This is a genomic window from Barnesiella sp. An22 (genome assembly GCF_963931395.1).
Classification (GTDB): domain Bacteria; phylum Bacteroidota; class Bacteroidia; order Bacteroidales; family Barnesiellaceae; genus Barnesiella; species Barnesiella merdigallinarum.
On sequence record NZ_OZ007014.1, the window covers coordinates 2,903,082 to 2,926,556 of the forward strand.

Genomic DNA, 23,475 nt, shown 5'->3' on the forward strand with positions numbered 1-23,475 from the left:
AAATAGATTCGATATGGCACTTATAAAATCTGTGCGGGGCTTTACCCCCAAGGTCGGCAAGAACTGCTTCCTGGCCGACAATGCCGTACTCATAGGCGATACCGTCATCGGTGACGAATGCAGCATCTGGTTCGGAGCCGTGTTGCGGGGCGATGTCAACTCGATACGCATCGGCAACCGGGTGAACATTCAAGACGGTGCGGTACTGCATACCCTCTACGAAAAATCGACAATCGAGATTGGCGACGACGTGTCGATAGGCCACAACGTGACCATACACGGAGCCACCATACACAACGGAGCCCTCATAGGCATGGGCTCGGTCGTGCTCGACCATGCCGTAGTGGGCGAAGGCGCCATCGTGGCTGCCGGTGCAGTAGTGCTGAGCAAGACGGTTATCAAACCGGGCGAACTCTGGGGCGGGACTCCGGCCAAATTCATCAAGATGGTCGATCCCGAACAGTCGAAGGAAATCAACCAGAAGATTGCCAAAAACTACCTGATGTACTCGACCTGGTACGAAGAGGAGTAACCCCTACCCTTCAACCCATACACCGAGGGGCTGCCTTTGCGGGCAGCCCCTCGGTGCGTTTAACCCGGGAGCAGGCGGGGCATAACCTCTGGTTATAGATTATAACTACAAAGAAATCATAACTTTTGAAATAAAAACCTACCTTTGCAGCGCGAAACCGGAAAACCACCCGACGGGTAAATGTGTTTTCCCCGGGAAACGGCCCGGTCTGTTTCGCCGCTCAAGTCAATAATACAAAACAAAACACTCTAATATTCAACTGTTATGATCAGCGAAAAACAAGGAAACGTACTTCATGGTATTCTATTGATTGTACTCTTCTCGTTTTCGGCTTTCTACATCGCCGAGATCCAGTTTATAAAAAATCTCTCGCTCAGTCCGCTCATCGTGGGTATCGTATTGGGCATGCTCTACGCCAACAGTTTGCGCAACCGGCTGCCCGAGACCTGGGTGCCGGGTATCAAATTCTGTTCGAAACAGATTCTGCGCGCCGGTATCGTACTCTACGGTTTCCGCCTGACGCTGACCGATGTGGCCGCCGTAGGTCTCCCGGCCATTCTGGTAGACAGCATCATCGTTTGCGGCACCATCTTCCTGGGCATCTTCCTGGGCAAGCTGCTGAAGATAGACAAAGACACCGCCCTGATTACCTCTACCGGCAGTGCCATCTGTGGTGCAGCTGCCGTACTCGGTGCCGAGCCGGTTATCAAGTGCGAAGGCCATAAGACCGCCATCGCCGTGTCTACCGTAGTCATTTTCGGAACCATTGCCATGTTCCTCTACCCCATCATGTACCGCTCAGGACTGCTCTCCAGTCTGTCCGATACCCAGGTAGCCATCTACACGGGAAGTACCCTGCACGAAGTGGCCCACGTTGCCGGTGCAGGCAATGCGATGGACCCCACCGATACGCTGGGCATTGCCGGTACAGCCACCATCACCAAGATGATTCGTGTCATGCTCCTGGCCCCCGTATTGGTCATCATGAGCTTCGCCCTTGCCGGACGTAAAAAAGTATCAGCCGACGGCACAGTGGCCAAGAGCAAGATTACCATTCCCTGGTTTGCTTTCGGATTCATCGGCATCATCTGCCTGAATTCCTTGCTCCAGTACCTCTTCGATGCCCCGACCGTAAAAGACATTCCCCTGAACGGAGCCATCGAATACCTCGATACTTTCATGCTGACCATGGCCATGACGGCACTGGGCGCCGAGACCAGCATTGACAAGTTCAAACAGGCAGGAGCCAAACCTTTCATTTTGGCCTTCGGGCTCTTCATCTGGCTGGTGGGCGGTGGTTACCTGCTGGTTAAATGGCTGGTCTAAGCAAGCCACTTTCTTCTCAAGGAAAAGGAGATCTCAAGATAAAAAAAACAATCCCCCTTGCCGGAAGCATGTAGCTCACAGGCAAGGGGGATTGTCGTATAGGTTCGTTTCGCAGCACAAGGGGGCTCAAGGGCCGCACTTCTCCACATCGGAAACCGGCACGGCCTCATGGCCATCAGCCCCGACGGCGTTTCTCGTCGGGACGGTTCTTGGAGGTTGTGCCCCGGCCCCGTGTATGGTCGGCCGGAGCACTACGCCCGGCAGCATCTTTCTTGTCGACACGCTCGGCCCGAGGTTTGGCCGGTTGTGCTCTGCGACGGCCCGACTCGTGAGTAGCAGCCGGAGCGGCATGACGGGTGCGACGCCCGCCTTGCGAATCGCTCTCGCGCCCCTCTGCAGCCCGATTGCGCGCCGGACGGTGGGTCGACCGCTCCTCGGCAGCCTCGGCCCCGAACGAGCTGTTGCGGCGCGACGAAGCCCCGTAACGGCGCAACTTGTACTCGCGCTGTTCCATGGGGATGTAGTGCAGCGGTTCGCCGTCGATTTTCACCTTGTCGCCCTCTTCGACCCGGCTGCCCAGTGTGGCCAGATGGCCGTTGATGGTGACCCGTTCGTCGGTAATGAGTTTGTCGGCCTCCCGGCGGGAGCAGAAGCCCGAGTCGCTGATGTATTTGTTGAGCCGGATACCCGGCAGAGTCTCTTTCTTTGCCATAGTCATAAAATATTTTTCAGTTATCCCAATACAATGTGTTCGGCCTCTACCGGCTCGTGAAGGAAGAGCGTAGCCGCCTCGGAGAATTTGCCGGTTGCCTCGGTGGTGAGGTAGCGGCAGTGGCCACCCTTCGAGCAACGGGTCTCAATCTCGGGGTGACGGTGCAAATAGTCGGCCAACCGGTCGGTTACCAGCGGCCCCTGTACCACCACCGATACCGACGGGGGCAGGTATCTCCTGATCTTATCGAGCAACAACGGATAGTGGGTGCACCCCAGCACCACCGTATCGATGGCGGGCGACTGGGCCAGCAGTTCGTCGATGTACTTCTTCACGAAGTAATCGGCACCGGGACCCTGCGCCTCGTTGTTCTCGACCAGCGGAACCCACATGGGGCAAGCCTGTCCGTAGACCTCGTAACCGGGGTACATCTTCTTGATTTCCATCTCGTACGACCGCGACTGTATGGTACCCGGCGTAGCCAACACACCTATGTGGCCGGTGCGGGTAAGCTCGGCCAGCGCCTCGACGGTGGGGCGTATCACCCCCAGCACCCGACGATCGGGAGCAATGCGAGGCAAATCGTTCTGCTGAATGCTGCGCAGCGCCTTGGCCGAAGCCGTATTGCAGGCCAGTATCACCAGCGAACACCCCTGATCGAAGAGGTGCAGCACCGCCTGCTTGGTAAACTCATAGACAATCTCGAACGAACGTGTACCGTATGGCGCCCGGGCGTTATCGCCCAGATATAGGTAGTCGTACTGGGGCAATCCCCGACGCACCTGCTCGAGTATGGTGAGGCCGCCGTAACCCGAGTCGAAGACCCCGATGGGGCCCATCGTCGTATGCTCTTTGTTTACATTCATCTCTGTTCCCGTATATATGGAAAAAGGATGATAAGTTACATTATCACCCTTTTATACAGTCCCTCGACGAGGGAATAATTATTTCAAGCCCAATTTGGCTTTTACCAACGGAGTTACATCTTCGCTGGGTGCGCCCTGATAGATGACAATAGGATAGGCCAAGTCGAAGATATAGGTGTATTTGCCTTCGGCACCTACCGACTTGATGGCGTCCATCAGTTTCTGTTGGATAGGAGCGAAGAGGGCCTCCTGTTGTTTCTGGATATCTTGAGCGGCCATTTCGCGGAAGCTCTCGATACGCGATTGAGAATCCTGAACCTCTTGCATGCGACGGGCACGGATTGTCTCGGGAATCGTGTCGCCCAAAGCCATATACTCTTTATATTTCTTGGTAAACTCTTCCTGAATCTTCATGAATTCATCCTCATACTTCTTGTTAATATCTTGAAGAGTCTTCTCGGCAGTTGCTTTCTCGGGCATCAGCATGAAAATCTCCTGAGAATTTACGGTACCGAATTTAAGGGCCTGTTGCGCTTGTGCCATGAAGCTCAGCGAGCAGAAGCACACAGCAGCAAAAAGAAGTTTTTTGATCATACTATATTTTTGTTTTTATTGTTAGTTACGAATAACAGTGCAAAAGTACGCAATTATTTTGAATATCCTAACTTTGCGAGCACTTCATTACTAATATCTATCTTGGGTGAAGCAAAAATGATATTGGGCGACGAAGCTCGGTCGATGACCATCGAGTAGCCTTTCTCCTCCGAAATTTTCTTGATGGCATTGTAAATGTCGTCCTGGATAGGTTTCATCAGACTCTCGCGTTTTTTGAACAGTTCGCCTTCGGGGCCGAAGTATTTCCGACGCAACTCTACCACCTCGGTCTCCTTGTCGCGAATCTCCTCTTCGCGTTTCACCTTCATGTCTTCGGTCAGGAACACCAGGTCCGACTGGTAGTTCTGATACATGGTCTTGGCCTCGGCCGCCTTGTCGTCGCACTCTTTTTGCCAGCGTTGCGACACCTGGTTCAACTGCTCGTTGGCCATCTCGTACGAAGGTATGTTCTTGAGAATATACTCCATATCGATCAACGCATATTTCTGGGCTACCGACGAAGCGGCAAAGGCTATCGCCGCGATCGCCAAAAGAACTATTCTTTTCATATCACATTTCAGGGTTTTAGTTATACATTTCTACGTTCTCGGGGAGAGACCGAACCAATCACCACAGTCTCCGAAAAATAAAGATAGCGCGATTCTCTTAAACCGCGCTATCCTTTTAAAGCATTTAACACAAAATGTATCTCTTTTTTCACAAATTAAAATTCCTGACCCAGGATGAAGTGGAAGTGGCCTCCACCCCGTTCGCCCTGTACCTTGTCGAAACCGTAGGCCCAGTCGATACCCATCAGACCAATCATCGGCAGGAAGATGCGCACACCCACACCGGCCGACCGTTTCAGCGAGAAGGGGTTGAAATTCTCGAGCTGGGTCCAGGCATTACCGCCCTCGACAAAGGCCAAACCGTAGATGGTCGACGAGGGTTGCAACAGGAACGGGAAATGCAGCTCCATCGAGAAGCGGGTGTAGGCCCGACCGTCGGAGTAAGGCGTCAGTGAACCGTTGTCGTAACCTCTCAAACCGATAGTCTCGGTAGCGTAGGTGTAGGAGCCGGTCATACCGTCACCACCCACATAGAAGGTTTCGAAGGGGGTCTGCTTGTATCGGTTGTAGGCACCCAGCAAACCGAAGTCGGCGCGACCCATGAGCACCAGCGTATACTTGTCGGAGTTGTTCAGCGGCGTATAGACGCGGCTCTTGAACTTAATCTTGTAATACTCGATCCAGCGGTAGAGTTTCTCGCGGTCGGCTCGCGACGAGCTTTCGTAGAGGCTCTTGTAGTCGGTCTTGGAGAAGAGCGAATAGGGCGGCGTGAACTGGGCCGAGAGGGTGAACTGCGAACCGCGGCGGGTGTAGATGGGGTTGTCGATAGAGCTACGACCCAGAGTCAGACCCAGCGTGAAGCTGTGCGACGTACCGTTCTGCATGTAATAGAGGTACTCCCAGTTCTTGAGGATATAGGCCTGGTAACCGAGCTCGGCCATGAAGGTGAAGTAGTCGTCGGGCCACTCCAACCGTTTACCGAAGCCAAACGACACACCCACCATCTGCAACGACTTGTTGGGGTCGAGTGCATTCTCGTAGGCATTCTGGTAATAGTCGTTGTAGTAGTTGTTGTAGTAGCTGCCGTAACCGCCATAGTAACCTCCATACAACGCATTGTTGTAGATGCTGTTGTAGGCATTGCTCAGGAACGAGCTCTCGATACCGGTCTGGCGGCTGTAATAGGCCGAGAACTGGAACGAGTTAGGACGCTTGCCACCGAACCAGGGGTCGTAGAACGAGATGCTGTACTGCTGATAGTAGCGGGCATTGGTCTGCGCACTGATGGTGAAAGTCTGTCCGTCGCCCTGCGGGATAATACCCTTGAACGATTTGGGGTTCAACAGGTTCTTGATGGAGAAGTTGGTGAATTTGAGACTGAGTTTACCAATTACACCCGTCTGGCCCCAACCGGCCGAGAATTCAATCTGGTCGTTGGCCTTCGACTCGAGGTTGTAGATAAGGTCTACCGTACCGTTCTCTTCGTTGGGCTCGGGTTTGATGTCCATGGTCTCGGGGTCGAAGTGACCGGTCTGGGCAATCTCACGGGCCGAACGCATGAGGTCCGACTTGCTGAAGAGTTCGCCCGGCTTGGTACGCAGCTCACGACGGATAACGTGCTCGTACAGACGGTCGTTACCGTTAATGACCACCTTGTTGATGCGGGCCTGCGGACCCTCGAAGAGGCGAATCTCCAGGTCGATGGAGTCGTTCTGTACATTCCCCTCGATGGGCACCAGCTGGAAGAAGAGGTAACCGCGGTCCATGTAGAGGTTGGCCACGGCATCTTCGTCCTCCATGGTCCGCTTGTTGAGCATCTTCTGGTTATAGACATCGCCCGGCTTCATGCCCAGCACGGCCGAGAGGTAGTCCGAGGGATAGATGGTGTTGCCCACCCAGTCGATGTTGCGGATGTAGTATTTGTCGCCCTCGTCGATGGTGAGGTAGACGTCGACGGTCTTGTCGTTGTAGCGTACCACGCTGTCGCTCACGATGGTTGCATCGCGGTAGCCCAGCTCGTTGTACTTCTCGATAATGAGGTTCTTGTCGTTTTTGTAGTTCTCCTCGACAAATTTCTTGGTACGGAAGAGGTGGAGCAGGTTGCCCTTCTCGTTGGTCTTCTTCATGGCCCACTTGATCTTCCGGTCCGAGAGAGCCTGGTTGCCCTCGATGTATATCTTGTGAACTTTGATTTTCTCTTTCTTGTCGATGTAGATGTCGACGATTACCTCGTTTTCGTGGGTGAGGTCATCGGTCTGCCGGATGTTTACCTCGGCATTCTTGAAGCCCTTCTCCTCGAAATGTTTCTTGATGATGGAGGTGGCACGGTCGACAATGTTGGGGGTAATCTGGTTACCCTTCACCAGCCCCAGACGCATCTCCAGATCTTCGCGCTCGCTCTTCTTGAGGCCGTGGTAATTGATTTGCGAGATACGCGGCTGTTGCTTGAGCTGAATTTCGATCCACGCCTTGTCGCCATAGGTCTTGGTCAACTTGATGACCACGTCGGAGAAGAGGCCCTGCCGCCAGAATTTCTTGGCAGCATCGGTAATGGCGTTACCGGGAATCTCGATTACCTGTCCCACCTCGAGCCCCGAGTAACCGATGAGCACATAGTCCTCGTAGTTGGGTGCACCGGTCACGGTAATACCGGCAATTTCGTATTTCTGCGGAATAGCCGAGTAGACAACTTTGGGGTTGTATATCGTGTCGAGCTTCTCTTCATTCTGTGCGGTTGCCGCCCATGAACACAAAGACAATGTCAAAAAGACGGCCAGATACCTTAAAGGCATATTATACTGTATTTTCAAGTTCAAATTCTTCATTTATAGTTGTTCACTCGTTTTGCCGAACCGACGTTCACGCGACTGGTACTCGACAATGGCCTGGTAGAGGCTCTCGCCGGTAAAGTCGGGCCAATACTCCTCGGTAAAATAGAACTCGGCATAGGACAACTGCCACAGCAGGAAGTTACTGAGGCGTATCTCGCCGCCGGTGCGGATGAGCAAATCGGGGTTGGGCATGTCGGCCGTGGTCATGTAGCGATCGAGGGTTGTCTCGGTGATGTCGTCGACAGCCAGACGACAGGCCTCGACCTCCCGGGCAATGCAGCGGGCGGCACGGGCAATCTCCCACCGCGACGAGTAGCTGAGAGCCAGATTCAAGACGATGCGTTTCCCGCCCGAGGTGTCGCTGATACACTTCAACAGACGGGCTTTGACGTCGGCCGGCAGACGGTCTATGTCGCCGATGACCGACAGGCGCACCCCCTTCTCGATCATGCCGGGGGTCTCGCGTTCGATACCGAAGACCACCAGAGCCATCAGGGCGTCGACCTCGGCTTGCGGCCGGTTCCAGTTCTCGGTCGAGAAGGCATATAGCGTAAGGTACTGTACCCCCACCTCGGCGGCGGCATCGGTAATTTCGTGGACTACGTCGAGTCCCTTGCGATGGCCCTCCGAGCGATCCAGTCCCCGCTCTTTGGCCCAACGGCCGTTGCCGTCCATGATAATGGCGATGTGCTTAGGCACACGAGTACGATTTATCTGCTCTGCGTATGTCATGTTTTTCAACGATTATCGTTGTTACAAATTTCTTTCTTGCGGCCAAATTCATACGTGATCGAAAACAACGTCGTTGAAAACCAATCGGTATTCTTCAGCACGCTACTCCTTATATTGTAGGGGTCGCTCAATGACTTGCCGTCGAAGCTGTCGCCCAACGTCTTGTGCATGGCAAACTCCAAACTTATGTTCCAGCGCGGGGCTATCTTGTATTTCACCCCTACTCCTAACGAACCGTCGACACTCACGTAACCACTCTCGACGGTCGAATATCCTACACCGGCTCCGGCCAGCAAATAGGGCGACAGGCGCTTGGTACCCAGATAGGAGTAACCCATTCCGTAGTTGAAAAAGTTGAACTCTATCTGTCCGCCCAACCGGTATTGCCAACTCTCGAACGAATAGTCGCTCCCGTTGGGAAACCGGTTGTCGAAGTCGCGGGTATCGCCCGAAAACTGCATGGCCGAAAAATCGGTCTTGACAGCCCACCGGTAGTTGAGCAAAAAGCGGAAGACCCCGCTCACCGCCACTCCCGGCCGGTGCCACGGCGACACTTGGTTCGCATCGCCCATATAACAGCTTATGCCTCCGGCCAGACCCGCATCGAAGCGGTAGTCTTGTGCCGACACGGCGGCCGTGCAACTGATCAACATCACTAATATCGGAATTATTCTTTTCATGTGCGCGCCATTTTTACATGCCTACATACATAAAACGGAATAATCCGATGAAAAGTATATGTCCCGTTCACTCTCCCCCATCGCTATCAAGGTATAGGCGGATACCGCAGGCGTCCTATCGCGCCCCGCCATATCTGGTTGTAGACGGTACCCGAGTTGTTTTCTCCACCAAAGATATAGATGTAGGGAATCTTGTAATCGTCGTTGGCTCGCGTGGTGGCCATACCGGCTACCTGACGCACGGGCATGAATCGCCACAGCGGCGATGCCTTCTGTGAAGCGCTGAAGTCAGAGCCGATGACCAGCACCGAGGCAAAGGCCCGCGGATTGATATAGGAGGGCATGGCCAGCGATTCGGGGGCTGCTGTCCACGTATTGCCGTTGTTGACCGACACATATACCGAGTCGGCCACCCCTTCGGCTTCGCGGCCGCCGATGACAATCCACGAGGTGTATTGGGTCGTAATCCAATATTCGTTGGTCGTAAAGGTGAAATAGGGGAAGAGCAACGCTCCCTCGCAGGGTTTTATCGACCCGGCGAGCTGTGCCCAAGCCTCACCGTCGTAACCCCAGGTGGCTCCCGTCAGGCGGTTGTTGGCCGTGCGGCCGCCAATCATAATCGACTGGGGGGTATTCAGGTCGTACTCCGACACGAAGGTAACCATCTGGCTGCTGCCCGTAACGGGGAAGTTTTCGGGTACGGGATAGGGGGTGAAACCCTCGGGACGCGGATAGCAGTCGTGTTTGTAGACGCCATTGTCCAGGACGACACCCAGCACGCGCGATTTCCACGAGCCTACCAGCGAGTAGAAACTTTGGCCTGTTGCGGTCCAGTTCGCACCATCTTCCGAGCGATAGAGCTCGCCGCTCTGGTCCAGCATATAGAGGGCGTCGTCGGTCGCCTGAACCGACTGCACTTTGGGTATAAAGGCAGTCACCGTCTGCGAAGTCCACTCGCCGGCATAGGGATCGTCGGTCATATATACGGTACAAGTCGAATTGGACTCGATAAACGAATAGGCTTTCCCCTTAAAGTAGACCGCCTTCTGCGCCGTCACGGCAACACCTTCGCCACACGGCAGCGGCTTCACCCCGAAGGGGGCGTTCCAGTAGAGCGAGTCGGGGTCCATCTGGTGAACGTTGACCTTCAGCGAATACCACTTCTCGGTCACCCCGTTCTGAGCGGTTACCACCAGCGACACCTTCGATGTAAAGTCAATCGAGTCGGTAGGCGAAGCCAAATAGTCGATGGTATCGTTTTTGGTGGCATCGCCGCGGTCCATGATGATTTTTGCCTGTGCCACGTTGTCGAACGAAATGTTGGCAATCAAGGCCGATACGTCGGTACCCACCGGCAGGGAGTCGGCATTGAAAATCTGCCCACCGTTCAGGTCGATGGTGAAGAATACGGTATCGAGATTGGCCAACACCGAGTCGTTGGCTGCCAAAGAGAAGCTGGTAACCCGCACACTCTCCGAGATGGTATAGGTTATCTCCTCGTCATCGGTAGAGTTGCACGAAATGCCAGATAAAAACAGAGCGGCTATACACAGAAAAAAGTATATTTTTTGCGTCTTCATCAACTGATATGCGTTACAAGTTTGCAGTTACAATCGGCAAATTTAGCAACATTTTTTTCTTTGCATACTACAAACTCCGATAATTATAATTATTTATGGATATGCCTCTACTTGTCGCTTAGGCTTTTCCGAGTTCAAAATGGCGAAAGGTGAACGTATGGGCAAACACTTCGAATTTGTTATGCCCAACCGCATCCGGTTTCCGTGAAACAAAAATAGCAAAAACAGCAAGGCCGCACGCACAATTTTAGACAAACCGCACGATTCGCCGGGTGAACGGTTGCTTTTTACCTATTTTCGTACCACTCGATTCGGGCCCGGCCGCACCACTCTGTCTGTTGCGGTAGCCGACCCATCGACGGGGCGGCCACACCCTGCTCCAGCACGAGGGGGCCGGTCTCAACACGGGCCTCGTCCCAGTAGCCCGCGTCGATAAACGACTGTAACAGAGCAGCACCACCCTCGACTACGAGATGCTGCAGGCGACGACGATATAGCTCGTCGAGCAGGGCCGGTATCAATGCCTCGCCAAAGGGCAGGTGCACCACCTCGACCGACGGCGGCAGCACCGGGTAGTCGGTCTCCGGGCCGGTCACCACGAGCGTAGGCAGGCCGTCGGTAAAGAGTTGCCGGTCGGCCGGCACGCGGGCATGCTCGTCGAGCACGATGCGCAGGGGCGAACGTCCGGGCCAGAGGCGCGTCGTGAGCGAAGGGTTGTCGGATATGGCCGTGCGGGTTCCCACCAGAATAGCGTCGGACTCGGCCCGCAGGCGGTGCACCCACACGGACGAGACATCGTCCGAGATACGGGCCGCCGGTTCACCCGGCTCACGCACCCGGTCGATGAACCCGTCGCTGCTCTGCGCCCACTTGAGGGTGACGAAGGGGCAATGGCGGGTCTGAAAGGTCATAAAGGTACGGTTCAACGCCAGACACTCGGCCTCGAGCACGCCGGTAACCACCTCGATACCCGCCTCGCGCAGCCGGGCAACACCTCGTCCCGACACGGCCGGGAAGGGGTCGAGACACCCCACGACCACCCGCGGAATGCGTTTGGCCACAATCAGTTCGGCACAGGGCGGTGTCTTCCCGTAATGCGAGCAGGGCTCGAGCGATACATACAGGGTCGACTGGGGCAACAGCGACTCGTAGGCCACCGAGGCGATGGCGTTCACCTCGGCATGAGGCTTGCCGAAACAGCGGTGATACCCCTCGCCGATGATGCGCCCCTCGTGCACCACCACCGCCCCCACCATGGGGTTGGGAGCCACATGGCCGCGCCCCAGCGAAGCCAGTTGCAGGCACCGGCGCATGAAAGCAGAATCTACATCTCTATCCATATCTTGAACTTTTTTATTTACCTTTGCCACACACCGAGACAGCGACACCCCGGCACGGCAGCCATCGGCAGCAGGTTTTGCGGGTCTGTATCGCCTCGGTTCCTAACAACTGTCAACATGCAACCGAGTATCAACCTCCTGCGCCACACCCTCCAGGGCATCTATCCGCCCGGCGAAATCAACGGCTTCATCCGGCTGATTTTCGAGGCACTGTGCGACTATACCCCTACCGATATACTGCTCCGCAAAGATACGATTTTATCTGAGGATATGCACCGAAAAATCGAAGAGATAGCCAGTCGGCTCGCCCGGCAGGAGCCTATCCAGTACATTCTGGGCTATGCATGGTTTTGCGACCGCCGCTTCTACATCGCCCCCGGCGCGCTCATTCCCCGCCCCGAGACCGAAGAGCTGGTGCGCCTCATTATCGACGAGAACCGCAGCCGCCCGCTGCGCATCGCCGACCTGGGTACGGGCAGCGGCTGCATTGCCGTCACCCTGGCTCGGGAACTGCCCCAATGCCGGGTCGAAGCGTGGGAACTCTCGCCCGAGGCCCTGGCGATTGCCCGCCGCAACGCCGAGCTCCAGCAGGTGACGGTCGACTTCTACCAGCGCGACATCCTCCACTACGACCTCTCGCAACTCACGCCCGGTTCGCTCGACCTCATCGTGAGCAACCCGCCCTACATCTGCCGGAGCGAAAGCCGGGCCATGAGCGAAAACGTGCTGGGCTACGAACCGCACGAAGCCCTCTTCGTCCCCGACGAGACCCCGTTGCTCTTCTACGACAAGATAGCCCGCGACGGTCTCACCCTGCTCTCGCCCGGCGGCCGCCTCTACTTCGAAATCAACGAGGCTCAGGGCCCCGCCTGCGCCTGCATGCTGGAGCGCCAGGGCTACGAACAGATACGCATCATACACGACCTCTACGACAAAGACCGGTTTGCATCGGCCATAAAACCTCACGCTCATGGCTAAAATACTGACACCCCCCGAAGCCCTGCACCGGGCCGCCGCCCTCTGCTCATCGGCCGAACACTGCACGGCCGACATTCGTGAAAAACTGGCCCGATGGGGCGTGACCGAAGCCGACAGCCGCACCATCATCGACCGGCTCGTGCAAGAGCGGTTTATCGACGAGCAGCGTTACGCCGTGGCCTTCGTCAAGGACAAATTCCGTTTCGCGGGGTGGGGCCGCATCAAGATGCGCTACGCCCTGCAGCAGAAACGCATCGACGGCAGCGACATAGACCACGCCCTCGCCACCCTCGACGAGGAGCAGTACAACGACCGTCTGCTCGAACTGCTGCAAGCCAAATCGCGCTCGATTCGCGACGACGACCCCGAAGCCCGACGGGCCAAACTCTTCCGCTTCGCCACCTCCCGGGGATTCGAATCAGCACTTATTTTCAACGCATTAAAACAGGTCGTGCCATGAAACGGCTCCATCCGCTCGACGACCTGCTCGACCTCTTCTTTCCGCGCCTCTGCCCCGTCTGCCTGCGGGCCATGAACCGCGACGAGCGGGGGCTCTGTACCGGCTGCCTGCACCGCCTGCCCCGCACCGGCTACCACCTCGACCCACTCAGCCCCATGGCCCAGCTCTTTCTGGGCAAGATTCCCATCGAGCGATGCGCCGCCTTCTTCCACTTCACCACCCCGGGCGACGTGAGGCAACTGATACACCACATCAAATACCACGGCGGCAAACGGTGCGGCCTCGTACTGGGCGAAATCTTTGCCCGCGAGTTACAGCCGCACCGGTTCTTCGACGGCATCGACACACTGGTACCCGTGCCCCTGCATCCCGCCAAACTGCGCCGCCGGGGCTACAACCAGAGCGAATGGATAGCCCGCGGCGTGGCACACGCCACCGGCATAGAACTCTGCACCCGTTGGCTGCAGCACACCCGCGACTCCCGCTCGCAAACCCGCAAGGGCATCTACGACCGCTGGCTCGACACCCACTCGGCCTACGACGCCCGGCTGGCTCCCGACCTGACCGGCCGCCACATCCTGCTCGTCGACGACGTGGTGACCACCGGCGCCACCCTCTTGGCCTGCGCCCAAGCACTCCACGCCCACGGCGAGCCTCGCATCAGTTGCCTCACCCTGGCTGCCGCGCAGTAAATATTTTCATATTTTTAGATTCCATTCGGCCGTTTATCTGCTATTTTTCTTACCTTTGTCTTTCGATTATCCTAAATATTATTCGTCATGAAAACGGTAGAACGATTACTGGCCGAGAAACTCTTAAAAATCAGAGCCATCAAACTGCAACCCGAGAATCCTTTCGTATGGGCATCGGGCTGGAATTCACCCATATACACCGATAACCGCCGTACCCTCTCCTACCCCGAGGTGAGAAGTTTCATCAAGGTAGAACTTTGCCGGGTTATTATGGAAAACTTCGGCTCGGCCGATGCCATTGCCGGCGTAGCCACGGGCGCCATTGCCCAAGGTGCACTGGTAGCCGACACACTGGGGCTGCCCTATGTATATGTGCGCTCGGCACCGAAAGACCACGGACTCGAGAACCTCATCGAGGGTAACCTGGTTCCCGGACAAAAGGTAGTCGTTATCGAAGACCTCATCTCGACCGGCGGCAGCAGTCTGAAAGCAGTCGAAGCCATCCGCAACGCCGGCTGCGAAGTCATCGGTATGGTAGCCATCTTCACCTACGGCTTCCCCGTTGCCACGCGCAAGTTCAAGGCCGCTCAGGTAGAACTGATTACGTTGAGCAACTACAACGCCATGCTCGAGACGGCTCTCGAGACCAACTATATCAAACCCGAAGACCTCGAGACTCTGCAAGAGTGGCGCAAAGATCCCTCGAGCTGGCAAGGTCCCAACAACACGCCCGCCGTATGACCAGCAGTTTCGAAAGTAAAACGGTGCGGATTGCCCACGCCGTAGAGAAGGTGTATACCCTGCTCTCCGACCTCTCGAACCTCGACCGCTTCCAAAGCGTGTTGAACGCTCCCGAAAACCAGAACAAACTCAAGATTACGGGATACGACAGCGACAGCCTCTCGATCGAGGTGAGCCCCATCGGCTCGGTCACCTTCCGCATCGTAAACCGGGAGCCCAACAAGACCATCAAGTTCGAGGCCGAAAACTCGCCGCTGCCCCTCAACCTGTGGATACAGTTCGTACCCACCGGCGAGAGCGAAACCGCGTCGCGCGTCACCGTCAAGGCCGACCTCAACCCCTTCATCAAGCCCATGGTGTCGAAACCCTTGCAAGAGGGGGTCGACAAAATGGCCGACATGCTGGTGGTGCTCCCCTACGAGCAATAATCAGGAGGTAGTCTGCCCGCAATCTATTTGTAGAATCTTAAAAACGTAACTCGAATGGCACAGAAACTTTGGGAAAAATCGGTACAGGTCGACCACGACGTAGAGCGATTCACCGTAGGCCGGGACCGGGAAATGGACCTCTATCTGGCCCCCTACGACATTCTGGGCTCGCTGGCTCACATCAACATGTTGCAATCCATCGGGCTCCTCTCGGCCGACGAGCTGGAGAAGCTGACCGCCGAGTTACGACACATCTACGCCGAAACCCAGTCGGGGCAATTCACCATCGAAGAGGGGGTCGAGGATGTGCACTCGCAGGTCGAGCTGATGCTCACCCGCCGGTTGGGCGACATGGGCAAGAAGATACACAGCGGACGCTCGCGCAACGACCAGGTGCTGGTCGACCTCAAGCTCTTCACCCGGGCCCGGCTGCAACATACCGTCGAGGGGGTAGAGACGCTGTTCAATACGCTCATCGACCAAAGCGAACGGTACAAACAGGTACTCATGCCGGGCTACACCCACCTGCAGGTGGCCATGCCCTCGTCGTTCGGCCTCTGGTTTGCGGCATACGCCGAGAGCCTGGTCGACGACCTCATCGTCATGCAAGCCGCCTACCGGGTGTGCAACCGCAACCCGCTGGGGTCGGCTGCCGGATATGGCTCGTCGTTCCCCCTCGACCGCACCCGCACCACCGACCTGCTGGGATTCGAGTCGATGGACTACAACGTGGTGTATGCCCAGATGGGACGCGGCAAGACCGAGCGCATCGTCGCCTCGGCCATCGCCTCGATAGCGGCGACGCTGGCCAAACTGGCCTTCGACGCCTGCCTCTACAACTCGCAAAACTTCGCCTTCATCAAGTTGCCCGACGCCTTTACCACCGGCTCGAGCATCATGCCGCACAAGAAGAACCCCGACGTATTCGAACTGACCCGGGCCAAATGCAACAAGCTGCAGGCCCTTCCCTACCAGATTACACTCATAGCCAACAACTTGCCTTCGGGCTACTTCCGCGACCTGCAAATCATCAAGGAGTTGTTCCTCCCCGCCTTCGACGAACTGGACGACTGCCTGCACATGGTCAACCAGATGATGTCGCAAATCGAGGTCAACACCCACATCGTCGACGACCCGCGCTACAACCTCATGTTCAGCGTCGAGGAGGTGAACCGCCGCGTACAGGCCGGTGTCCCCTTCCGCGATGCCTACAAGCAGGTGGGGCTCGAAATCGAAGCCGGGCACTTCACCCCCGACAAGCACATCGTCCACACCCACGAAGGCAGCATGGGCAACCTGTGCAACGACCGCATCACCGCCCTCATGCAGCAGACGGTCGCCAGTTTCGACTTCGCTCGCGCCCAGGAGGCCGAAGCCCGGCTTCTCGGTCGCCAAAACTCATAGGCCTATGGACTACCAACCGCAACCCGACCGCTACACCAACGGCATGATCTATCGCCGTTGCGGAAACAGCGGCATACAACTGCCCGTCATCTCGCTCGGATTCTGGCACAACTTCGGTCACATCGACTCGTATACCACCCAACTCGAGATGGTCAAATATGCCTTCGACCATGGCATTTGCCACTTCGATCTGGCCAACAACTACGGACCGCCCGCCGGCAGCGCCGAGGCCAATTTCGGCCGCATGATGAAGCAGTGCTTCGCCGCCCACCGCGACGAGATGTTCATCACCTCGAAAGCCGGTCACGACATGTGGCCCGGCCCCTATGGAGGCAACAGCTCGCGCAAGAACCTCATGGCCAGCATCGACCAGAGTCTGCAACGAATGGGGCTCGACTACGTCGACCTCTTCTACAGCCACCGCTACGACGGGGTTACCCCCATCGACGAGACCATGCAGGCCCTCGTCGACATCGTGCGCCAGGGCAAAGCGCTCTACATCGGGCTCTCGAAATACCCCATCGACAAGCTGCTCTATGCCCTCAACTACCTGCACTCCGCCGGTGTGCCCTGCCTGGCCTACCAGGACCGCTACAACATGTTCGACCGCCACGTCGAGGAGCACCACCTGCAACTCTGCGCCTCCAAAGGTATAGGCGTCGTAGCCTTCTCGCCGCTGGCCCAAGGCATACTCACCGGCAAATACCTGCACGGCATCCCGGCCGACTCGCGTGCCGCCCGCCCCGAAGGGTATCTGAAGACAACCGATGTCACCCCCGAAAAGATAGCTCGCGTGGCCCGGCTGAAAGCGATAGCCGACCAGCGGGGACAAACCCTCTCGCAACTGGCCCTCGCCTGGGTATTGCGCCAAAGCGAAGTGAGCACCGTAATCGTGGGCGCCCGCAACCTCGACCAGTTGAAGGACAACCTGCACGCCACCACGGCCCTGTCGCTCACGGACACCGAAACCGAAATGATAGAGGAGATACTGAAATGAAACGATTGCAACACATACTCCTGCTCCTGCTCGCCTTGGCCGCCGTTGCCTGCGACGGAGGCGACCGCGACCGCATACCCGCCGCAGCCGTGCGGGTCGAGTTTGCCAGCCAGGCCATGTGGGACCAGTATGGCGTAAGCGGCAGTTTCATACACCGCCGCTTTATCCTCAGCCAGAAACTCCCCGCCGGATTTCCCTACAACCTCTCCTCGGCTACCGGCTACGGAGGACTCATGCTCGTGACCAACGAGCACGCCATCCCCTTCGTCTACGACCTCTGCTGCCCTGTCGAAATCAATCCCAACATCCGCATCGAGTTCGACGAAGACAACTTCTGCCTGCGTTGCCCCAAGTGCGGCTCTACCTACGACATCTCGACCGGCGGCCCCATGACCGGCGCCGCCAAAGACGGTCGCTACTTCTTGCAAAGCTACCAGATAGCTCCCTACGGTACCGCCGGCGGGCAGCTCATCTTCCGCTAACCTGCACACCCGGTACAGTGCGCCCGGACTTCGCTTGTGGGGCCGGGTCACCTCACCACACGGGGAATGTCGGACGGGAACAGATTTTCGAGTCGTAATTTTGCAGAACCAAAAAAGCATTTTATCTTTGCAATCGCATTTGCGAAAATAGCTCAGTTGGTAGAGCACAACCTTGCCAAGGTTGGGGTCGCGGGTTCGAGTCCCGTTTTTCGCTCCAAGGCTGCCCGAATGGTGGAATGGTAGACACGAAGGACTTAAAATCCTTTGGCCATTGCGGCTGTGGGGGTTCAAGTCCCCCTTCGGGTACTGCATAGAGCTGTTAATCATTTGATTTTCAGCTCTATTTATTTTTCCAGGTAGCCAAAGGGGTGTAACAAAACAAAAGGAATCTCCTTCCGTAACCGATACAGAAGACTCCCTTACAATCAAAAAACAGATTGCACAAGTATCAAAAGCGAAGAGATATTTACTAGACCCTCCCCTACTTCACATTCTTGAAAGCACGCAGAATCATATCCACGGCTCCATCGATGCTGGTACGTTCGGTATTGATTACCAAGTCGTAGCCGGCAATATCGGTCCACTGTTTGCCGGTGTAGTGCCAGTAGTGATTGGCCCGACCGGTATTCACCCGCTCGATTTTACGGGCAGCCTCTTCGGGCGAAATATGGAGTTTGTCGACCAGCTGCTTCACGGCAAAGTCTCGGCCCGAGGTGATGAAGACACGCAGCACGTGCGGGTCGTCGCGGAGAATCCAGTTGCCCAACCGGCCGATGATGACACACTCGCCCTTATGAGCCAGTTCACGGATGGTACGGCTCTGGTTCACATAGATGGCATCGTCCTTCGAGGGGTTCATCGAGGCGGGTATACCGCTATCGGCAAATATCAACTCCCACAGGCGGCTGGTGGGGAGATTCTGCTCGGTCTGGGCCACAAAGTCGGTCGAGTAGCCCATCTCCCGGGCCGTCTGGTCTATAATCTGCCGGTTGTAACAGGGGCAGCCCAACCGGTGGGCAACAGCCTCGCCCACGGCATTGCCCCCACTGCCATACATGCGGGCGATGGTGATGATGCGATTGCCGCTCCACTCGTCGGCAGCCACAATCGCAGCAGCCTGCCGTTCGGCCTTGGGGATAAAGATGCGGTCGAGCCACCCGATGTGCGGGGCGAATACCCGAACCATAAAGCCCACGTAAAACATCGAGACGAGTGTACCTACGCCCACCATCTCCCAGCTCCAGCGACCGAAGAAGATGAACATGAATATCGTACCGATGAGCACCAGCGAAGTATCGGAACAGATCTTCACCTTGCCGAAATCTTTTTTCAGGAACTTCGATATGGCCAGCGGCAGCCCCTCACCGGCCAGCATCAGCGAGTCGCAACGCACCTCGCACGCAATGCCGAATGCCAACACGGCACCACCGATGAGCAGCTCGATGAATCGCAAGGGATAACCTATCATGGGGTTGATGTCGAAGGGGATTTGCAGGAAACCGGTCAACCACATCGTGAGGTCGGTATAGAATCCGAACAGGAAAGAGACCAGAATCTGGGTATACTGCCGGGCCTCGAAATTACGGCGCAGCAACAGAATCTGAATGGTGATGAAAAACACGTGCATGCAGATGGTGAGCTGCCCCATCGTCAGGTTCACTCCCGGGACCAACGACAAGATATAGGGGGGAGCCGATATAGGCGACGAGCCCAGGTTGGCCCGTATAGACAAGGAGGTACCGAAAGCGATTACAAAAAGAATAACTACAAAACTGGCATAGCGCCGCAGCCACTCTGCCTTACTCCTCTTCCCGTTCATAATTGGTAATATTTCAAAACAACTGCAAAATTACGCAAAAACCGGCTTAACCGGCTGGCCCTTACCCGGTCTTTAAACTTATTTATACTTGCGGCGAAGGGCCGAAGTCCTGCACGAAATGATATTTTTTACAAATAACCTAAATCTTTACCCTCAAATCGCTATCTTTGTAAAAGAGAGGATGTGGTTCGGCATAGTCAACCCAATGGAACCTGTGAATTTTCACTTGTATCTGCACCCCCTCTCACTACTGTTATTGCAAAGCCTTATTCAATATGAATACCACGACAGAACCCGGATATGTATATATTTTGACCAATCCCAGTTTTCGTGAAGACTGGGTCAAAATCGGGAAGAGTGCCCGCCCGGTCGATATTCGCTCCAAAGAACTGGATAATACCGCCGTACCATTGCCTTTCGAGATTTATGCGACCATCAAGACCGTAAAATTCAACGAGGTCGAAAAGCTCGTACACAAAACCATAGACCGATTAACCGACCTGCGGATTCGTCAAAACAGAGAGTTTTTCAATGTACCGCCACAAGTTGCCTTAGACATATTCAAGGACATAGCCCAAACCATCGACGACGCAGTTATCACAGAGTATCGCGACAACCGACCCATTCAAGAACCGGGTAACGATTGTCCCCCAACCAACAACAAGAGGGTGGTCAAGCGCGAACGCTTCCGGTTCAGCCTGGTCGGCATTCCTATCGGCGAATATATTACATTCATTCCCACGGGCATACAGGTAAAAGTAGCCAGCGACAACTCCATCGAATACGATGGCCGCATCTATAAACTCTCGCCCTTTGTAGGGACTTTCATGCCCGAAGACAAGCGCAATACGTCGGGCGCCTATCAAGGAGCCAAATATTTCGCCTACAAGGGGAAGGTTCTCGAAGAGCTGAGGAGAGAGGTTGAGCAGGACGATGAAGAGTTGGAAGAACAGTCCGAATCTGCTACAGAATAATTCAATATCGACATCCCAATATGCACACAGCCCGCTTTTGGCGGGCTGTGCTTTTATCTGAATCATCCGAAAGCGTCATGACCGTTCGGCTATCGTTCACGCTCTTCCATCCGCTCGTGCGAGAGGTTGATGGCAAAGAGCCGGCCTACGACCGGCACGCGGAAGAGCTTGACACGATGCGTAATGCGCGCATACCGGGTGAAAAGTATCACGATGAGGAACAGGATACCCAGCAACACGGCATAGCCGAACACCTGCTTGATCGAGACCAGCGTAGCCTGCCGCTGCAACTCGCCGAAGTAGGCCGAGAAAGGTACCTGGTCCGTGAGCGGGTTCACGGCATCGAGCGAGCCGCCCAGGGTGTAGTAGTTCGACTGCATCACCATCTTGAAGACCCGGGCCACCAGCGCCGAAGCGATGGGGCCGCCTATCCCCTCGCGCACGAAACCCACGGCACAAAGGGACTGAAAGAAGTGCCGGAAGGGCACAATCTGCGACAGATAGGTAGTCAGGGTCACATAAATCATCACATTGCCCGCATTCTTCAGGAAGAGCGGCAGGTAGAGCCGCTCGATATTCATGTCGGGCGAAATCAAGAAGTACATCACCAACTGATAGGCCACCATCAGCACAAACCCGATGAAGGTCACCGTCTTGTAACTCATCTGCCAGCGGGCCAGGAGCAGTAGCGACAGGAGTGCCCCGGCTACGACACCCAGCAGACCGGGTACATTGAGCGAGATGGCATTGAGCGAATCGTAGTGGAGGATGACTCCCGTAAAAGCTCCTTGCAGCACCGTCGAGGTGGCCGACAGGCAGTTGAGGGCGAAGAAGAGGAGCACCACCGTGCCGAAGTGCCGGTACTTGAAGGTCTCGGGCTCAATATAGGGGTGACGTATGTGCCACATGCGCTGCAGACTCAGGAAGAGAAACAGAGCCGCACACACCAGTGCCAGCCGTATGTAGGGCGAGTCGAACCAGTCGTAATAGTCGCCGTAGTTAAAGGCAAATGCGATGAGCAGCAGCACCACGCTCCAGAGCACGGCACCCAGCCAGTCGATGCCGAAGAGCGGCAACGGCGGACGCAGATAGAACTTGCGCAGCAGCCACTGCGAGAGGACAATCACCACCAGCAACAGCCCTACGGCCAGGTAGTGCATGTAGTGCCAGCTGTAAAAGTAGGTGAGGTAGGTGGTGACCAGCCCCGAGAATTGTATGCAGCCAAATACCGTGAGGTAGATAACCGGGAAGAATACGGCAAAGTTACGCGTGGGGGTGATGCGCAACTGTATCGACGAGAAGCACTCGAAGGTTCCCCACATGCGCAACACTCCCGTGAAGAAACAGGTTATCGCCAGTACCATCAGGTTGTCGGTGCTCATCGTGATGATATTGCCCACGATAAGCCCCACGGCCACGATGGGCAGAATGGTGCGTGTCGGCAACCTGAATTTCAGCCGGAACAGGACGGGGAAAATCATCGTAATGCCGATAAACGAGGCATAACCGGCCATGAGTATATCTTCCTGCATCAGCGTCGTGGCCCCCATCATCTCGCTCACCGACGAGAGGTAGATACCCCCCGAGCACTGGAACACCAGAATGCAAAAGAGAAACGACACTACCCGCGCCCACATGGGCACCCACTCCTTGAAGGCGGGCACCCGGCGCATCAAGTCATCGAGCGGAGTCATGGTCGCGATACTTTACCTCACACTCTACGTTCAATCCGGCCCGCAGCTTGTCCATATCCTCGGGCGAGTTCTCCTCCGAAAAGACGATACGCACCGGGATACGCTGCTCGACCTTCACGAAGTTGCCGGCCGAGTTGTCTTGCGGTACCAGCGAATACTGGGCACCCGTAGCTTTCGAGATGGACTGCACCCGACCTTTATAGACCACCCCGGGAATGGCATCGATGGTCATGTCGACCGGCATCCCCTTGGCAATGTGGGCCGTCTGGGTCTCCTTGTAGTTGGCGACCACCCACGCCTCGGCCTCGTCGACAATCGACACCAGCGTCTGTCCCGGCTGGATGAGCTGCCCCTCCTGAATGGTCTTGCGCGAAGTCACCCCGTCGCAGGGAGCCAGCACCACCGTGTACGACAAGTTCAGGTTGGCCAGGTCGAGAGCCGCCTCGGCCACAGCCACGGCAGCCTCGTTCTGGTCGAGGCGTTGCGCCTGTTCATCCTTCACCAGCGAGGCCGAACGTCTCTGCCGCACCAGCATCTCACACTTGGCCTTCAAGGCCTCGTAATTGGTCTTCACCCCGTCGTATTGCTGTTGCGTCACAGCCTCTTCGGAAAGCAGCTTCTTGTAACGCTCGTAATCCTTCTCGGCATTCTTCAGCAGCACCTCTACCTCCTCGATACCGGCATCCGACACGGCCAGGTTGTTGTGGGCCGTCGATACGGCCGTACCCATGGCGCTGCGGCCGGCCAGCGCATTCTGGTAGTCGGCCTCGGCCTGAGCCACCCGCAGGCGGAACTCGGCATCCTCGATGAGCAACAGCGTGTCGCCCTTGTGCACCGGCTCATACTCCTCGAAATAAATCTTCTTGATAAAGCCCTGCAACCGGCTGTTTACCGGCACGATGTGCTGACGTACCTGCGCATTGTCGGTATACTCGACCCGCCCCAGATGGACAAATCGCGAGCATACCCATACAAAACCAATCACCAGCAAGGCGATGGCCACGACGTTGAATACTATTTTGCGTGATTTCTTATTCATAGCTG

At 56.1% G+C, this 23,475-nt stretch carries 23 protein-coding genes and 2 tRNA genes; 13 read left to right on the forward strand and 12 right to left on the reverse strand.

What is annotated here, in order from left to right:
- Nucleotides 1-13 precede the first annotated feature (13 nt).
- Nucleotides 14-532 carry a gamma carbonic anhydrase family protein gene (locus tag ABGT88_RS12025; RefSeq protein WP_087408312.1) on the forward strand — a complete coding sequence of 173 codons (519 nt, stop codon included), beginning with the start codon at nt 14-16 and terminating at the stop codon, nt 530-532.
- Between the two features lie 264 nt (nt 533-796).
- Nucleotides 797-1,858 (forward strand): YeiH family protein, encoded by a 1,062-nt coding sequence (locus ABGT88_RS12030; protein WP_087408311.1) that lies wholly within the window; start codon nt 797-799, stop codon nt 1,856-1,858.
- A 175-nt stretch (nt 1,859-2,033) separates the two neighbouring features.
- On the opposite strand, the gene ABGT88_RS12035 is transcribed toward ABGT88_RS12030, so the two are convergent.
- The 9 genes from ABGT88_RS12035 to ribD all read right to left on the reverse strand — a co-directional run bounded on the left by ABGT88_RS12035 (nt 2,034) and on the right by ribD (nt 11,762).
- The gene (locus ABGT88_RS12035) at nt 2,034-2,570 is read right to left on the reverse strand and encodes a S4 domain-containing protein (RefSeq protein ID WP_346702327.1); all 537 of its coding nucleotides are present in this window, start codon (nt 2,568-2,570) and stop codon (nt 2,034-2,036) included.
- 20 nt (nt 2,571-2,590) lie between these two features.
- On the reverse strand, nt 2,591-3,436 hold the full coding sequence (gene murI / locus ABGT88_RS12040; protein ID WP_258327044.1) for a glutamate racemase: 846 nt from the start codon (nt 3,434-3,436) through the stop codon (nt 2,591-2,593).
- A 78-nt stretch (nt 3,437-3,514) separates the two neighbouring features.
- Nucleotides 3,515-4,030, reverse strand: a complete 516-nt coding sequence (locus ABGT88_RS12045) for an OmpH family outer membrane protein (protein WP_087408310.1) — start codon at nt 4,028-4,030, stop codon at nt 3,515-3,517.
- A gap of 53 nt (nt 4,031-4,083) precedes the next feature.
- Nucleotides 4,084-4,599, reverse strand: a complete 516-nt coding sequence (locus ABGT88_RS12050; protein WP_087408309.1) for an OmpH family outer membrane protein — start codon at nt 4,597-4,599, stop codon at nt 4,084-4,086.
- 155 nt (nt 4,600-4,754) lie between these two features.
- Nucleotides 4,755-7,391, reverse strand: a complete 2,637-nt coding sequence (locus ABGT88_RS12055) for a POTRA domain-containing protein (RefSeq protein ID WP_346702330.1) — start codon at nt 7,389-7,391, stop codon at nt 4,755-4,757.
- A gap of 33 nt (nt 7,392-7,424) precedes the next feature.
- A complete protein-coding gene (locus ABGT88_RS12060; RefSeq protein WP_346702332.1) occupies nt 7,425-8,162 on the reverse strand; it encodes an isoprenyl transferase in 738 nt (245 codons plus the stop codon).
- Nucleotides 8,163-8,167: 5 nt separating this feature from the next.
- Nucleotides 8,168-8,842: a DUF6089 family protein gene (locus tag ABGT88_RS12065; RefSeq protein ID WP_346702334.1), complete on the reverse strand. Its 675-nt coding sequence runs from the start codon at nt 8,840-8,842 to the stop codon at nt 8,168-8,170.
- An 86-nt stretch (nt 8,843-8,928) separates the two neighbouring features.
- Complete coding sequence (locus ABGT88_RS12070; RefSeq protein ID WP_346702336.1) at nt 8,929-10,422, reverse strand: DUF6242 domain-containing protein; 1,494 nt, start codon at nt 10,420-10,422, stop codon at nt 8,929-8,931.
- Between the two features lie 287 nt (nt 10,423-10,709).
- Nucleotides 10,710-11,762, reverse strand: coding sequence for a bifunctional diaminohydroxyphosphoribosylaminopyrimidine deaminase/5-amino-6-(5-phosphoribosylamino)uracil reductase RibD (gene ribD / locus ABGT88_RS12075; RefSeq protein WP_346702338.1), 1,053 nt, complete (start codon nt 11,760-11,762; stop codon nt 10,710-10,712).
- Nucleotides 11,763-11,879: 117 nt separating this feature from the next.
- On the opposite strand from ribD, the gene prmC reads away from it, so the two are divergent.
- The 10 genes from prmC (at nt 11,880) to ABGT88_RS12125 (ending at nt 18,250) form a co-directional block, all read left to right on the forward strand.
- Nucleotides 11,880-12,740, forward strand: a complete 861-nt coding sequence (gene prmC / locus ABGT88_RS12080) for a peptide chain release factor N(5)-glutamine methyltransferase (RefSeq protein WP_300132572.1) — start codon at nt 11,880-11,882, stop codon at nt 12,738-12,740.
- Nucleotides 12,733-13,200: a regulatory protein RecX gene (locus ABGT88_RS12085; protein ID WP_346702340.1), complete on the forward strand. Its 468-nt coding sequence runs from the start codon at nt 12,733-12,735 to the stop codon at nt 13,198-13,200. Before prmC ends, ABGT88_RS12085 begins: the two co-directional genes overlap by 8 nt.
- Nucleotides 13,197-13,892: a phosphoribosyltransferase family protein gene (locus ABGT88_RS12090; RefSeq protein ID WP_346702342.1), complete on the forward strand. Its 696-nt coding sequence runs from the start codon at nt 13,197-13,199 to the stop codon at nt 13,890-13,892. Before ABGT88_RS12085 ends, ABGT88_RS12090 begins: the two co-directional genes overlap by 4 nt.
- Before the next feature lie 87 nt (nt 13,893-13,979).
- Entirely contained in the window at nt 13,980-14,633 is a 654-nt protein-coding gene (gene pyrE / locus ABGT88_RS12095) for an orotate phosphoribosyltransferase (RefSeq protein ID WP_087408301.1), read from the forward strand.
- Nucleotides 14,630-15,061, forward strand: a complete 432-nt coding sequence (locus ABGT88_RS12100; RefSeq protein ID WP_346702344.1) for an SRPBCC family protein — start codon at nt 14,630-14,632, stop codon at nt 15,059-15,061. Before pyrE ends, ABGT88_RS12100 begins: the two co-directional genes overlap by 4 nt.
- 54 nt (nt 15,062-15,115) lie before the next feature.
- On the forward strand, nt 15,116-16,465 hold the full coding sequence (gene argH / locus ABGT88_RS12105) for an argininosuccinate lyase (protein WP_300132565.1): 1,350 nt from the start codon (nt 15,116-15,118) through the stop codon (nt 16,463-16,465).
- A 4-nt stretch (nt 16,466-16,469) separates the two neighbouring features.
- Nucleotides 16,470-17,462: an aldo/keto reductase gene (locus ABGT88_RS12110; protein WP_346702347.1), complete on the forward strand. Its 993-nt coding sequence runs from the start codon at nt 16,470-16,472 to the stop codon at nt 17,460-17,462.
- On the forward strand, nt 17,459-17,944 hold the full coding sequence (locus ABGT88_RS12115) for a hypothetical protein (protein ID WP_258327034.1): 486 nt from the start codon (nt 17,459-17,461) through the stop codon (nt 17,942-17,944). Before ABGT88_RS12110 ends, ABGT88_RS12115 begins: the two co-directional genes overlap by 4 nt.
- A gap of 141 nt (nt 17,945-18,085) precedes the next feature.
- Nucleotides 18,086-18,161, forward strand: a tRNA-Gly gene (locus ABGT88_RS12120).
- Nucleotides 18,162-18,166: 5 nt separating this feature from the next.
- A tRNA-Leu gene (locus tag ABGT88_RS12125) sits at nt 18,167-18,250 on the forward strand.
- Nucleotides 18,251-18,425: 175 nt separating this feature from the next.
- On the opposite strand, the gene ABGT88_RS12130 is transcribed toward ABGT88_RS12125, so the two are convergent.
- Nucleotides 18,426-19,763 (reverse strand): cytidylate kinase family protein, encoded by a 1,338-nt coding sequence (locus ABGT88_RS12130; protein ID WP_346702349.1) that lies wholly within the window; start codon nt 19,761-19,763, stop codon nt 18,426-18,428.
- Nucleotides 19,764-20,038: 275 nt separating this feature from the next.
- Between ABGT88_RS12130 and ABGT88_RS12135 the strand changes: the two genes are divergently transcribed.
- Nucleotides 20,039-20,737 (forward strand): GIY-YIG nuclease family protein, encoded by a 699-nt coding sequence (locus tag ABGT88_RS12135; protein WP_346702350.1) that lies wholly within the window; start codon nt 20,039-20,041, stop codon nt 20,735-20,737.
- 89 nt (nt 20,738-20,826) lie between these two features.
- Here ABGT88_RS12135 and ABGT88_RS12140 read toward each other — a convergent pair whose 3' ends face one another.
- Complete coding sequence (locus ABGT88_RS12140; RefSeq protein WP_346702352.1) at nt 20,827-22,431, reverse strand: hypothetical protein; 1,605 nt, start codon at nt 22,429-22,431, stop codon at nt 20,827-20,829.
- Complete coding sequence (locus tag ABGT88_RS12145; protein ID WP_346702354.1) at nt 22,415-23,470, reverse strand: HlyD family secretion protein; 1,056 nt, start codon at nt 23,468-23,470, stop codon at nt 22,415-22,417. The genes ABGT88_RS12140 and ABGT88_RS12145 overlap by 17 nt, the downstream gene beginning before the upstream one ends.
- Between the last annotated feature and the right edge of the window lie 5 nt (nt 23,471-23,475).

Excerpts from the sequence above, each read along its gene's own strand:
- ABGT88_RS12025 (WP_087408312.1), top strand. The coding sequence starts at position 14 with ATGGCACTTATAAAATCTGTGCGGGGCTTTACCCCCAAGGTCGGCAAG.
- ABGT88_RS12030 (WP_087408311.1), top strand. The coding sequence starts at position 797 with ATGATCAGCGAAAAACAAGGAAACGTACTTCATGGTATTCTATTGATT.
- ABGT88_RS12035 (WP_346702327.1), bottom strand. The coding sequence starts at position 2,570 with ATGGCAAAGAAAGAGACTCTGCCGGGTATCCGGCTCAACAAATACATC.
- murI (WP_258327044.1), bottom strand. The coding sequence starts at position 3,436 with ATGAATGTAAACAAAGAGCATACGACGATGGGCCCCATCGGGGTCTTC.
- ABGT88_RS12045 (WP_087408310.1), bottom strand. The coding sequence starts at position 4,030 with ATGATCAAAAAACTTCTTTTTGCTGCTGTGTGCTTCTGCTCGCTGAGC.
- ABGT88_RS12050 (WP_087408309.1), bottom strand. The coding sequence starts at position 4,599 with ATGAAAAGAATAGTTCTTTTGGCGATCGCGGCGATAGCCTTTGCCGCT.
- ABGT88_RS12055 (WP_346702330.1), bottom strand. The coding sequence starts at position 7,391 with ATGCCTTTAAGGTATCTGGCCGTCTTTTTGACATTGTCTTTGTGTTCA.
- ABGT88_RS12060 (WP_346702332.1), bottom strand. The coding sequence starts at position 8,162 with ATGACATACGCAGAGCAGATAAATCGTACTCGTGTGCCTAAGCACATC.
- ABGT88_RS12065 (WP_346702334.1), bottom strand. The coding sequence starts at position 8,842 with ATGAAAAGAATAATTCCGATATTAGTGATGTTGATCAGTTGCACGGCC.
- ABGT88_RS12070 (WP_346702336.1), bottom strand. The coding sequence starts at position 10,422 with ATGAAGACGCAAAAAATATACTTTTTTCTGTGTATAGCCGCTCTGTTT.
- ribD (WP_346702338.1), bottom strand. The coding sequence starts at position 11,762 with ATGGATAGAGATGTAGATTCTGCTTTCATGCGCCGGTGCCTGCAACTG.
- prmC (WP_300132572.1), top strand. The coding sequence starts at position 11,880 with ATGCAACCGAGTATCAACCTCCTGCGCCACACCCTCCAGGGCATCTAT.
- ABGT88_RS12085 (WP_346702340.1), top strand. The coding sequence starts at position 12,733 with ATGGCTAAAATACTGACACCCCCCGAAGCCCTGCACCGGGCCGCCGCC.
- ABGT88_RS12090 (WP_346702342.1), top strand. The coding sequence starts at position 13,197 with ATGAAACGGCTCCATCCGCTCGACGACCTGCTCGACCTCTTCTTTCCG.
- pyrE (WP_087408301.1), top strand. The coding sequence starts at position 13,980 with ATGAAAACGGTAGAACGATTACTGGCCGAGAAACTCTTAAAAATCAGA.
- ABGT88_RS12100 (WP_346702344.1), top strand. The coding sequence starts at position 14,630 with ATGACCAGCAGTTTCGAAAGTAAAACGGTGCGGATTGCCCACGCCGTA.
- argH (WP_300132565.1), top strand. The coding sequence starts at position 15,116 with ATGGCACAGAAACTTTGGGAAAAATCGGTACAGGTCGACCACGACGTA.
- ABGT88_RS12110 (WP_346702347.1), top strand. The coding sequence starts at position 16,470 with ATGGACTACCAACCGCAACCCGACCGCTACACCAACGGCATGATCTAT.
- ABGT88_RS12115 (WP_258327034.1), top strand. The coding sequence starts at position 17,459 with ATGAAACGATTGCAACACATACTCCTGCTCCTGCTCGCCTTGGCCGCC.
- ABGT88_RS12130 (WP_346702349.1), bottom strand. The coding sequence starts at position 19,763 with ATGAACGGGAAGAGGAGTAAGGCAGAGTGGCTGCGGCGCTATGCCAGT.
- ABGT88_RS12135 (WP_346702350.1), top strand. The coding sequence starts at position 20,039 with ATGAATACCACGACAGAACCCGGATATGTATATATTTTGACCAATCCC.
- ABGT88_RS12140 (WP_346702352.1), bottom strand. The coding sequence starts at position 22,431 with ATGACTCCGCTCGATGACTTGATGCGCCGGGTGCCCGCCTTCAAGGAG.
- ABGT88_RS12145 (WP_346702354.1), bottom strand. The coding sequence starts at position 23,470 with ATGAATAAGAAATCACGCAAAATAGTATTCAACGTCGTGGCCATCGCC.